Source organism: Pseudobdellovibrionaceae bacterium, from assembly GCA_015163855.1.
GTDB lineage: Bacteria > Bdellovibrionota > Bdellovibrionia > Bdellovibrionales > UBA1609 > JAAOIH01.
On sequence record JAAOIK010000023.1, the window covers coordinates 1 to 11,175 of the forward strand.

Below are 11,175 nucleotides of genomic sequence, written 5' to 3' on the forward strand. Positions count from 1 at the left end.
CGAAATTAGATTTTAAATTAGCCGAACAGTCGGGCTTTAAATTAGCAGCGAAATTAGATTTTATGTAATTTTTCATACCCAATGGATAGAAGTAGCCTTAGTGCTTCGGATTGAGTGCTAAGGTTAAATGTTTTTTGCGTTTCTTTTAAGTAACCTAAGCTGGTTTTGTCTAATGCAAAAAAACTATCGGTAGTATTATCGCCAGCGCCAGCAACAGCAACATCATCAGCAATACCGCAAACACCACCAATGCCAGAATCAACATCACTTACAATACCGTCAGTCTTTAAAGGTAAATTAGCTTTAGTATTTTTTTTTGTAATATTAATATTATTAATAGAAGGTTTGTTAGTGTTTTGACTTAAAAAAAGACTAGTTGTGGTGTTGGGAGCAAAATCAAAAGATTGTAGTCCTTTTGTTTCGCTTAAGTATAAAGCTACTAATTGGTCAGAGCTTTGAATGCTGCTTTGATGTTGAGGATTATTTTGCAACCACTGGTAGGCTTTTTGTAGAGTGTCTGAACTGTATGCATGAGGGGCGGTGGCCATAGTGTTTTCCTAAAGTATTGAGTGCACAGTAAAGCCAGTTCTTAGAAAATTTTCAAGAGATAACTCTGTGCTTATAAAAAATATTTTTTCAACAGCGGGGAAAGACCAAAAGGAAAGACCAAAAGGAAAGACCAAAAGGAAAGACCAAAGGGAAAGACCAACGGGACAGACCTTAACGGGGACAAGACCTTAACGGGAACAAGACCTTGTTAGGCAAGGGAAAGATCTTTCTGACCAATGGCATGGTATGGTATGGCAATGCAGGCTTTTTATTGACTTCGAAAACAGTTTTCCGCACCCTTTGGGTATGAAATACATTTTTATCTCGCTGTTGGTTTGGTTAATTAGCATAAACAGCTACTCTAAGGGTCTAGACTTAGACATTTCTGGTGATTACACCTTAGTTACCTATTCGGGAGTTCCTAACGAAGGGGATTCTTCTAGAAGTATTATTATAGAGCACGCATTTACTTTACGACCATCATGGTTAATTTTAGATCACTGGTCTTTGCACTCTCGTTTAGATTTTTTATCCTCACAAGCACAAACAGAAGATGGAACAATAAATCTTAGAAAAAATTGGAAATCGGGTATTGCTAAAGTAAACGATACTTTTTTAAGCCAATTGTATTTAAAATATAATTATAAATATCATGGCGGACATGTGGGGATTAAGCCTTTGTCTTTTGGATTAGGTATTACTCACAATGATGACCTTACCGTGCCTGTGGCTAATCAAGTTGTTGATAATTCTCACCCTTCATTAGCTTATTGGTTTAAGTTAGGCTCTATTAAAGTAGAAACTTGGCATATTTATTTTAAAAAAAATAAACTTGCAGACAAAGATACTTCTTATAAAGCCGCCTCGTCATTTAAAATTTTATATGGAGGGGAAGATTGGGCGTTAAATTATTTATATTACAAAGACCTTAAATTTTCGGCGCACAATGTGTTTGCTAATAAAAAAACTCCTTGGGCCAACACGGCTTTAGAACTTGTTTTTAGTTCGCCTTTACAAGGGGAGGACTACACTCGGTCGGCAGCCTTATTAACTGTAGATTGGAACTTTAATTTGGCAAAAAATATTTTACAAATAAACAACAGTTTTTTGTACGCCTCTGGCGATGTTAACAGCACAAACAACATTGATGAATCTTATTCTTTTTCTGCTAATAAATTTTCTAGAGATTTATTTTTAAGGTACAGCGGAAACGGAAAAATAACTAATACCATGGCCACCTCTATGAAAGTGAGCACAAGCTTTTTACAAAATTTTGTAGGTTCTGTTTCTTTATTATATGCAAAAGCCATACAGGCCGAGGGAAAAAAAGATATGGGGTTCGAATTATCCACATCGGTAAATTACTCCTTCAATGAAAGATTTAGTTGGTTTAACCAAGTAAATCTTGTATTGCCAGGCAATGCTGCTAAAGCAGTGTGGCCAAAAAATTCGTTAGGTTTTTATTCAGTTATTGCCATCAACTTTTGATTACATCTTGATACGCACTTTATTACATCATGATGGCATAGCCCAGGGGATTGACCCTGGGCTTTTTTTTTATAATTAAAGTAAGTGTTTGGCAAAAATAGCTAAGTGCTAATCAGCACAGCTAAGTGCTATAAAAATAGCTAAGCACTAATCAGCAACAGCTAAGTGCTAATTAAAAAGCCTATGATTATTTCGGCCTGCTCTTTTAGAATTGTTTTGTTTGTTTGTTTGTGACTGGTTATTTTTAAAACTATTTCTAAAATTATTACGACCATTATGACCATTTCGATTATTTCGACTATTGTCATAAGAAGTCGACTGCTCGTAGTAAGGTTGTGTAGAAAAACGATTATAACCATCAGACTTATATTTAGTATGGTAATAATCACTGTTGCTACTTATTTTATATTTAAATTTAATATCTTCTGCGTTAGAAGCTTCTAAATACTTTTCTGCTTGTTTAATGCTTTCTAACATCTTCTTATGGCTGGCGTGCTTAAATGCACCGTTTTGTTTATGTCTTTGCAAAGAAAAAAGAAAAGATTGAGCGCGTTGGTGTAAGTTAATAGAGCGCCAAATATCACTATTGTTTTTAACTTGCAGTAAAGGGTCGTCGGTATTTTTCTTTTGCTCTTTTTCTGCAGTTATGGCTAAATTTCGTGACTGGTGCTCGTTTAACAAAGCCGTAAGCAGTTCTTGATCGATTTGAGTACTTAGCAACATTCTATCTATATATTTTTCGCTGGGGTAAGAAATAGTTAAGTCACCCAAGTGGTCTAATAAAAAGGATTTTATTTGATTCAAATTGATGTTTAAATTTACATATTTTTTTATTGCAGCTTTTTTTGTGTTTTCAAAATCAGAAACTCTTAATTTTTTTATGGCCGCTTCTCTAACTAATTGCAGTTGATTAAGTATAGCTACCAAGTAGCTGTTATAGTTTTTTTCTGCTAGTTTTTTTGATGAGTCTCTTAGTTGATTTAGTTTTGTGTCAAAGCCTATTAATTGTTTTTTAAAGTCTAAAGGCAGATTAAAAATATTTAATTTTTTGTTACTAAGTTTAATAGTCAGTTTTTCACTTTTTTTACTATTAAGAGCTGTTTGTATGTCGAATAATTTTTTTTCTAACTCCGCTTTAGAGCAATCTTCTAAGCTGCACTCAGTTAAGTGAGCCTCCGAGCTTGAGCCCGAAAATATACTGCTCTCTTTAGCATCAAAGCTAAAAAGGACTAAGCCACCAACTAATATCAGCCCTAATACTCCCAAGCTAATAAAGTAATTTTTTTGTTTCTTTAGTGAATTACGCATAAATACTCCTTATAATTATCTACCAATAGGTATATCGGAGCTAGGCTTAAGATTTTATATAAATTATTTGCTTTCTATGCTATTAAAAAGTAGAAAAAATGTATAAAAAATATACAAAAGCTATTTTGCTTTAAAGGTACCCGTGAAGCCCCTTAATTTAGATGACTTAAAAAAAGCCTACGCAAAGTTGCCTTCAGAGTTAAAACCCACTCCCTTTAGTTTTTCTAACAACGCTAGCCAAAGGGCGGGTAGCTCTATTTATATTAAGTATGAAAATTTGCAAAAAACAGGAAGCTTTAAAGTTCGCGGGGCATATAATAAAATTTCTTCCTTGCTAGAAACCAACCCAGAAATCAAAAAAAAAGGGGTGTGGGCCTGTTCGGCAGGTAATCATGCCCAAGGTGTGGCGTGGGTGGCCTCTCAACTGGGTTGCCCCTCTACAGTGGTAATGCCCAAAAGGGCTTCTTTAGCAAAGGTAGAAGCAACAAAGGGCTACGGGGCCAAGGTTATTTCGGAGGGCAAAGATATTATTGCCAGCATGGAGTACGCCGCTGTCCAGTGCAAAAAACAAGGGGCTTTTTTAGTGCACCCCTATGATGACCCCAAAATTGTTGCCGGCCAAGGCGGTATTGGATTAGAAATCATAGAACAATTTTTAAAAATTTCTGACAAACCTTTAGACTCAGTAATTGTTCCTATTGGAGGGGGAGGATTAATTTCGGGAGTAGCCTTGGCCATTAAATCCCTAAGTCCTAGCACTAAAGTTTACGGGGTGGTTTCCGAACTTTGCCCTATTGCGTACTCTTGGTTTCATAATTTAAATGTGCAAGAACAGGTTTCTAAAAATCAATATCGAATTAGTTTGGCTGACGGTACTTATGTTAGCAAACCCAGTGAATATAATTATAAAAATTATATTCAAAAATATGTCGATGATGTTGTTTTTGTAACCGAAGAAGAAGTTGCAGAAACTATGGTTTTTTTACTAGAAAGAACAAAAACTTTAGTAGAGGGTTCGGGGGCTTTGTCTATGGCGGCGGCTTTTTATGGCAATTTAGATTTAGGAAAAAATTCTTGCGTGTTGTTATCGGGAGGCAATGTAAATTTAAATTTTTTAGCCTCTATTATTGAAAGAGGATATTACCAAATGGGCAAGCGGGCAAAATTAAAAATTGTAGCAGCCGACAAGCCCGGCTTATTAACCGAAATCACAAAAATCATAGCACAATATGATGTAAATATTTTAAGTATTCAGCATAACCGTTTAGATGTCAGAGCTGTGGGAGAGGTGTTAATCGAAGTTCTTTTAGAGCTAACCGGAAAAGAGCAATTAAAACTGTTAAACGAAGGCTTACGCCAGAAAAAGTTTTTTGTTCAATAAAAAGGAAAAAATATGTTAACAGTATCTAGGCATATAAAAGACTTAAAAGCTTATAAACCTGGCGTGTCTTTAGAAGCCATTAAAAATCAATATCACTTAAACACTTTTTTTAAATTAGCCTCTAATGAAAATCTACAAGGCTGTTCTGATGAAGTAAAAAAAGTATTAATTAAGTCTGTAGAGTTGGCACACTTTTACCCCGACCCTCAATGCACAGAATTAAAAAACGCCTTTGCCGATTTTTACAATATAGACACTAAGCATTTAAGTTTTGGAAACGGGTCTAACGAAGTTATTGATCTTTTAATTCGCATTTATTGCAATCCTTTAGAGGGAGAAAAGCTGTTAGTTTCCAAGGGGTCTTTTATAGCTTATAAAGTTTGTGCTCAGGCAGCTAGGGTAGAGGTTAAAGAATGCCCGTTAAATAAAAATTTAAGCTTTAGTGTTGCCAACATAAAACAAGCTATTATTGAAGATAGTAAAATTAAAATCGTGTTTATACCTAACCCCAATAACCCTACGGGAACTTATCTTGGTAGCGAAGATTTATTACAACTAGTTTTGTTTTGTAAAGATAAAAATATTTTATTAGTTGTTGATGAAGCCTATAACGAGTTTGTTACCGCTAGCGACTTTCCCAAAACTTTAGATTGGTTAAAAACTTATAAGCATGTAGCCCTTATTAGAACTTTAAGTAAAGCTTATGCTTTAGCAGGCTTGCGTTTAGGGGTTTTGGTAGCAAGCCCTCAAATTATTAGTTACTTTGATAAAGTTAGAAATCCTTTTAATGTAAATTCTTTTGTACAAGCGGCCGCCAAACTAGCCATTAAAGACACCAAATATTTACAAAAGGTGTATGAAAATAACAAACAAGGGTTACAATTTTTTTATCAATCTTTTGATGCCATGGGCGTGAGTTATATAAAATCACAAGCCAACTTTGTGTTATTTGACTGCAAAAAAAATGCAGAGCAATTTTGTGCCGATTTACTAACTAAGGGCTTGGTGTTGCGTCCATTATTTCCCTACGGTTTTAAAACACAAGTGAGAATGACAGTGGGCTCAATGGAGCAAAATAAAAAGGCCATAGAGCTGTTACAAGAGCATTTTAAGTCATTATAAAAGTATTTTTATACATTAAACAAAGCTTGATATGCTTAAATTTTTATTATAGATTTTAATTTCGGGCTGGGTTAGCTCAATTGGTAGAGCAACTGATTTGTAATCAGTAGGTTGCGGGTTCAAGTCCCATACCCAGCTCCATTTTTTTTGGAGGGGTGCCTGAGTGGTTAAAAGGGGCGGACTGTAAATCCGCTGGCTTCGGTCTACATAGGTTCAAATCCTATCCCCTCCACCATTTCAATTTTTTATCTTCTTACAGGTGACAACTTTCAGGCCTATATCGCGGACTATTTACATCACAAGGGCCATAGTTAGATTCGCGTTTTTGTTTTGGAGTATAAGTGATGTTGTTTAATTCGATAGAAAATAAACGGCTTAACTTAATAATATTATAAAATTGATCGTATTCAAGCACTCTGCAAAAAGTTTTTTTAGGTATATCTACGCGGCGAATATTTTCTGTACTATTAAACTCCGATAAAAATAAATGCTTTTTCTTTTTTTTCCAGTCACTTATTTTTATTACAGAATTAAGTTTAGAGTTTTGACACTCTAGCTTTAAGTTATTAGGGCTAGAGGGGGGCTTGATATAAATGCCACTTAACTCTTGCTCTTTTATCGACAGGGGATTTGTACTACTTTTTAATTCTATTTCTTTCATTTTCTCTTTATATTCGGAATAAAATAAAGCTAAGTGTAAGTTACCTTGTAAGACATTGGTGTCCAATGTGGTTTTTATTTTTCGACTCAATTTAAATTGGTGTTGGTCTTTATCCGAGCTATAAGCGGTAAATTTAAAATCACACTTTAAAAAGTCTGGCAGTAAAGGGGAGGAGGTAATTTGCAAAGCCTTTTTTGGTATAAAATTAATAAAAGATAATATGTTTTTTATTTTAATTTTAGTAATATGGGTAATATAAGTTAATGGTTCAGACAACTTTTTTACGGGAGCACAAATACTAATTACCTTTAACTCTAAGCCCAAATCTTTTTCTTGAAAATGCAATTGACTATTTAATTGCAAATCTAAGTGATTAGATGGCCCTTCTGATAAATTTACAAAATGTTTAAATTGCGAAAAATAAAAAGCATAGGGTAGTTTAGTGTTTACCGAGGTTTTAACACTGTTTTTTTTGATTGCGCTAATATGCGCTTGGTTTTTTTTAGGTTGTAAAATTAAAACGGGTTCAGAAATACTCCATCTGGTTTTTTCTCCACAAGAGGTAATGGCGGTAATCATTAGCAATAAACTAAGCTTGGCGAAATAGTGGTTTCTTCTCATTTCTAATCTCCCTTTTTTTAAAAACAGTTGTGAAAACAGTTATGATATATATGCAAGATTGTTACCACTATGGCGAGTTAGTTTTAAGGATATTTAGCGTTTTGTTGTACGCACCTCCCTTTATCCCCAGCGTACCTATAATAGTATGAAATATATTTGCATGCGAAAATGTGCCCACCTGTTTTACCTTATTGTTGCTTAGGCCCTGTAACTTTATTAAGGCTTTTGACCTCCAAATAATAAAAGGAATTTCTTTTTGATATTTTGGTGCAAACATAAATGGTGTGCCATGTAAATAAAGGCCATTTTCTCCTAAAGATTCGCCGTGATCAGAAGCATATATAAGCATTACAGGCATTTTTAACTTTTTTAGTTTTTGTATTGTTTTATGTAAAAAATAATCGGTATACAATATTGTATTATCATAAGCGTTTATTAGTTCTTGTTGTGTACATTTGCTTAACTCTTCGTGGCGACAAACGGGCGAAAAAACTTCGAATTTTGAAGGGTACTTAGCATAGTAGCTTGGCCCGTGGCTTCCATAAGTGTGCAACACAATAAATGTTTTTTTCTTTTTAGATAATTGTATTTCTTCATTAATTTTTGTTAGTAAAACTTCATCAAATTGGCATTCTTTTCCATGACATTGTTTTTTTAACTCCGAACTTTTTTGATATTTAGAGGTATAAATGGGTGGCTCGCCCCAATTGTTAGTTCGCCAAATAACATTAACGCCAAGTCGAGTTAAATAACTAGGTAGGGGTTCGTAATTACCCTTACCGTTATTATGAGACAACATGCAAGCCACAGAAGCAGTGGTGTATGTTGAACAAGAAGTTGTTTTGTTAAAAACCAGTAGATTTTTTTCAGAATGTAATTGAGGGTTAGTATTTCTGGGATACCCATACAAGCTAAAATTTTGAGCCCTCGCGGTTTCGCCAATAACCAAAACCACAGCCACTTTTTTGTTGTTAAAGAATGTGCCTTTAGGTAGTAGTATTTGTTTTTTTTTACTTCGTGATATGCCCGAATAATAGCGAACGCTGTTAATAATATAAGACCACGGTAGCATTTTGCCACCTAATAATTTAGCATGCTTGTCTATCCATAACCAGTTAGAGGAGTTTAGGTAAAGAAAAAAAATACTTATTACAAAAATTAAAAATCCATTAAAAAGAATTTTTAATCTGTTTAATGGGGTTACTTTAATTTTTAATATAAGAAGGCTTGGAATGACGGCAAATATAAAAATATAAATTAACAATGTTGGGGTTAATAACGCAAAGGATTCGGAAGTTTTTGTGTTAAATATATTTCCCATCATTGTTCGGTCTAAAGTAACTTGATAAGAAATTAAGTAATATAAAGCTATGGAATTTATAAATGCTGTAATTATAAACAACCATTTAACTAAAAGGGGGGTTATAATGGAAAATATAGAAATAAATAATATATTAAAAAGAAAAACAATAACCAGTATGGAGCTTGCAATTATAATTCCGCTAAGGGTGTATATATTTACATTTAAGGCAACAAAAGAAAAAAGAGCAGAGTTAAATAAAACGGTATTTACTAATGCTAATAGCAGTACAAATCGACTGGCAGATATCTTCCAGCGGTTTTTTGAAAAAAAAATAAAATTAAAGGCTTTCGTTAAGGACATTTTTCTTTAGGGCTAATAATTTTATCGTAACAAACACGGCTACAATTAACGACAACCATGCAACCACTAGTTGAGAATATTCTACTATCATTGCAAAAGACACTGCTATTATTATTAAAGCCTTAACATACCAAAACTGTGGTTTAGTTATCCAGCGCCACCATGTTGAATATTTAAAAGTTAAAATAGCGCCACTAAGGCCACCAAAAAAACCAAAAATTGCACCAAGCAAAAGGTCGGCGGGCCAATGAGCACCAATGGCAACGCGTGAAATAGCCACTACAAAGGCTAAGCTAATTAAGCCCACAGCCCATACTGCAAAAGCCTTTCTGCTGCTGTTGTTGCTGTTGTTGTAATTTTTTTTGTTGTTGTAAAATAAAACCAATAAAACCGCAGACACCATAGCAAAAATAGTTATGGTGTGGCCCGAGGGTAAGCTGGTTGCCCCGGTTAAAGTTTTGCCCATTATTGTAAATTTATCGGCGTCAATAATTGCAGCGGGCCTTGAAACAGAAAAAAAGGCTTTGCCAAAATGACTTAAAATTGCAGATAGTGGCACAGCTCCAAAAAGGGCTGCCCATGCTTGGGTATTTTTAAAAACAAAAAAAGAAAGCAGTGGAAATAAAATTAAGGCGTCGCCCAGTGCTGTAATATTTAACCAAAAATTTGGCCCAAAAACTGTTCCCGATAACGCATGATTTATTACCAAAAAAATATCCATTTGTGTGGAGGTGTAATAATCTTTATGGATTCCATAAAAGCCAATGCCAACCACTATGCCGAGTAAAAACAGTAATCCAGTAATTTTTAAATGTATTTTCATATTTTTTGCAAACCCAAACCCAAGCCTAAACTAAAACCTAAACCTAAACTAAAACTAAAACTAAAACTAAAACCCAAACCCAAACCCAAACACCAAACCCAAACACCAAACCCAAACACCAAACACCAAACCCAAACACCAAATTCAAATTCAAGCATAAGCTATAACCCGTGTTTGTATAGAACTTTGTATTTTTTTTTCTAAAAATTTAACAGACTTAAGGCTGATTATATTTCCTAGAAGGCATTGGAAGGTTGTGTTCTTTTTAAAGAGATTGAATAATTATTTATGCACTTTGTTTTATTGCGGCCTTATTATTTAAAAGCACTAATCTTTGTTTTTACTTTGCTAGTTAGTTTTTCTTTACCCGCCCAAGTAAGAATGCCTGTGGAAGGAGGAAAGTTAGACTGTGCAAAGCAAGTTGTACAAAATTTGCAAAACAATACCGACGACATTGAAGAGGCCATTAATGCTAGTCGTTGGACCAATACTAGGGGAAGAATAAGAGAGATTACCGATGATGAAATATACAGCCCCTTAAATGCAGTGGGGATTATAAAGTGCACTGATTATAAAAATTATAACTTCGCTGCCACAGGAACTTTAGTACTTCGTGATAAGGCCCCCACTATTTTATTTGCGGGGCATAGTACTTGTAATGGCAAAACGAGGGTTCCTTTGGAATCTTGCGTATTTCAACACACTTATGTGGGCAATGATAAAAGTCGGTATGGTCAAGTTTATGAATACAAATTTAAAACAAGGGCTACTAACCACCAGTGTGGTGTTCCGTTTGAACATGATATAGCGGTAGCCACTTTAGAAGATTTTTATGGATTTTGGACATCTACGGTGACGATAACCGATAGTATTAATAAAACTCGCTATATAGATAGGCAAGGCAATATTAAGTACAAAGCTTATAATAATAATGATCATGAAGATGTTAGTATGTTATTAGTAGGAAGAGATAGACTTTATAACAAGTTAATGGTGTCAGAAAACTGTGGATTATTTGACCCATCAAATACAAGGACCCGTTGGCATGATGCAAAAAAAAATGAAATAATTCATGACTGTATATCAAGCGGTGGTTATTCGGGAGGGCCTATTTTTCAAAAGAGCTTGAATAAAAAAAAAGGCTCGTATGATTATAATTTAGTATGTGTTCACTCTGGGGCTACATATTATAGTAATAAAGAACACATTTATTACCGTAAGTTAATTAAAGGCCATACAGGAGGCTCTTGCTACCCTATTGAAAAAAGTGAGGTAAATCAGCTCTACAAAGAGGCTGGTGCTAAATAGTTTTTAGGTGGTTTTTTTAAATACTTGTATTAATTTGAGAAAAACCCTTAATCACCGACTTTTGTCTTAAAGTTTACCAACAAAATGGTCGAAAAATCCTTAATCTTGGAGGATTTATGAAATTTTTTTCTTATACATTAGTTTTATTGTTACTACTAGGAAACTCTGCTTATGGTGAGGGTGGTAATGATGTAGGTTGGGGCTATCAAGATGAATATGATACATCTAGTATGGAGAGTTTTGAGACAATA

General features: G+C 34.3%; 10 protein-coding genes and 2 tRNA genes. 6 read left to right on the plus strand and 6 right to left on the minus strand.

Annotated features, from left to right (window positions below; all coding sequences use genetic code 11):
- Positions 1-53: 53 nt before the first annotated feature.
- Positions 54-548, minus strand: coding sequence for a hypothetical protein (locus HAW63_02950; protein ID MBE8162927.1), 495 nt, complete (start codon positions 546-548; stop codon positions 54-56).
- A gap of 307 nt (positions 549-855) precedes the next feature.
- On the opposite strand from HAW63_02950, the gene HAW63_02955 reads away from it, so the two are divergent.
- Entirely contained in the window at positions 856-2,037 is a 1,182-nt protein-coding gene (locus HAW63_02955) for a hypothetical protein (GenBank protein MBE8162928.1), read from the plus strand.
- Positions 2,038-2,205: 168 nt separating this feature from the next.
- Here HAW63_02955 and HAW63_02960 read toward each other — a convergent pair whose 3' ends face one another.
- Positions 2,206-3,345 carry a hypothetical protein gene (locus HAW63_02960; protein ID MBE8162929.1) on the minus strand — a complete coding sequence of 380 codons (1,140 nt, stop codon included), beginning with the start codon at positions 3,343-3,345 and terminating at the stop codon, positions 2,206-2,208.
- A gap of 142 nt (positions 3,346-3,487) precedes the next feature.
- On the opposite strand from HAW63_02960, the gene ilvA reads away from it, so the two are divergent.
- The 4 genes from ilvA to HAW63_02980 all read left to right on the plus strand — a co-directional run bounded on the left by ilvA (position 3,488) and on the right by HAW63_02980 (position 6,083).
- A complete protein-coding gene (ilvA, locus tag HAW63_02965) occupies positions 3,488-4,726 on the plus strand; it encodes a threonine ammonia-lyase (GenBank protein MBE8162930.1) in 1,239 nt (412 codons plus the stop codon).
- Positions 4,727-4,738: 12 nt separating this feature from the next.
- Positions 4,739-5,848 (plus strand): histidinol-phosphate transaminase, encoded by a 1,110-nt coding sequence (hisC, locus tag HAW63_02970; protein ID MBE8162931.1) that lies wholly within the window; start codon positions 4,739-4,741, stop codon positions 5,846-5,848.
- Positions 5,849-5,913: 65 nt separating this feature from the next.
- Positions 5,914-5,989: transfer RNA gene (locus HAW63_02975), tRNA-Thr, on the plus strand.
- 8 nt (positions 5,990-5,997) lie between these two features.
- Positions 5,998-6,083, plus strand: a tRNA-Tyr gene (locus tag HAW63_02980).
- 18 nt (positions 6,084-6,101) lie between these two features.
- On the opposite strand, the gene HAW63_02985 is transcribed toward HAW63_02980, so the two are convergent.
- The 4 genes from HAW63_02985 to HAW63_03000 all read right to left on the minus strand — a co-directional run bounded on the left by HAW63_02985 (position 6,102) and on the right by HAW63_03000 (position 9,774).
- On the minus strand, positions 6,102-7,130 hold the full coding sequence (locus HAW63_02985; protein MBE8162932.1) for a hypothetical protein: 1,029 nt from the start codon (positions 7,128-7,130) through the stop codon (positions 6,102-6,104).
- A gap of 67 nt (positions 7,131-7,197) precedes the next feature.
- Complete coding sequence (gene eptA / locus HAW63_02990; GenBank protein MBE8162933.1) at positions 7,198-8,793, minus strand: phosphoethanolamine--lipid A transferase EptA; 1,596 nt, start codon at positions 8,791-8,793, stop codon at positions 7,198-7,200.
- The gene (locus HAW63_02995) at positions 8,771-9,616 is read right to left on the minus strand and encodes a phosphatase PAP2 family protein (protein MBE8162934.1); all 846 of its coding nucleotides are present in this window, start codon (positions 9,614-9,616) and stop codon (positions 8,771-8,773) included. The genes eptA and HAW63_02995 overlap by 23 nt, the downstream gene beginning before the upstream one ends.
- Positions 9,613-9,774 (minus strand): hypothetical protein, encoded by a 162-nt coding sequence (locus HAW63_03000; GenBank protein ID MBE8162935.1) that lies wholly within the window; start codon positions 9,772-9,774, stop codon positions 9,613-9,615. Before HAW63_03000 ends, HAW63_02995 begins: the two co-directional genes overlap by 4 nt.
- 130 nt (positions 9,775-9,904) lie before the next feature.
- Here HAW63_03000 and HAW63_03005 point away from each other — a divergent pair, with 130 nt between their 5' ends.
- A complete protein-coding gene (locus HAW63_03005; protein ID MBE8162936.1) occupies positions 9,905-10,924 on the plus strand; it encodes a hypothetical protein in 1,020 nt (339 codons plus the stop codon).
- The last annotated feature ends 251 nt before the right edge of the window (positions 10,925-11,175 follow it).

Coding starts and splice junctions, on each gene's coding strand:
- hisC (MBE8162931.1), top strand. CDS start 4,739: ATGTTAACAGTATCTAGGCATATAAAAGACTTAAAAGCTTATAAACCT.
- HAW63_02960 (MBE8162929.1), bottom strand. CDS start 3,345: ATGCGTAATTCACTAAAGAAACAAAAAAATTACTTTATTAGCTTGGGA.
- HAW63_02995 (MBE8162934.1), bottom strand. CDS start 9,616: ATGAAAATACATTTAAAAATTACTGGATTACTGTTTTTACTCGGCATA.
- HAW63_02985 (MBE8162932.1), bottom strand. CDS start 7,130: ATGAGAAGAAACCACTATTTCGCCAAGCTTAGTTTATTGCTAATGATT.
- HAW63_02955 (MBE8162928.1), top strand. CDS start 856: ATGAAATACATTTTTATCTCGCTGTTGGTTTGGTTAATTAGCATAAAC.
- HAW63_02950 (MBE8162927.1), bottom strand. CDS start 548: ATGGCCACCGCCCCTCATGCATACAGTTCAGACACTCTACAAAAAGCC.
- HAW63_03000 (MBE8162935.1), bottom strand. CDS start 9,774: ATGCTTGAATTTGAATTTGGTGTTTGGGTTTGGTGTTTGGTGTTTGGG.
- HAW63_03005 (MBE8162936.1), top strand. CDS start 9,905: ATGCACTTTGTTTTATTGCGGCCTTATTATTTAAAAGCACTAATCTTT.
- eptA (MBE8162933.1), bottom strand. CDS start 8,793: ATGTCCTTAACGAAAGCCTTTAATTTTATTTTTTTTTCAAAAAACCGC.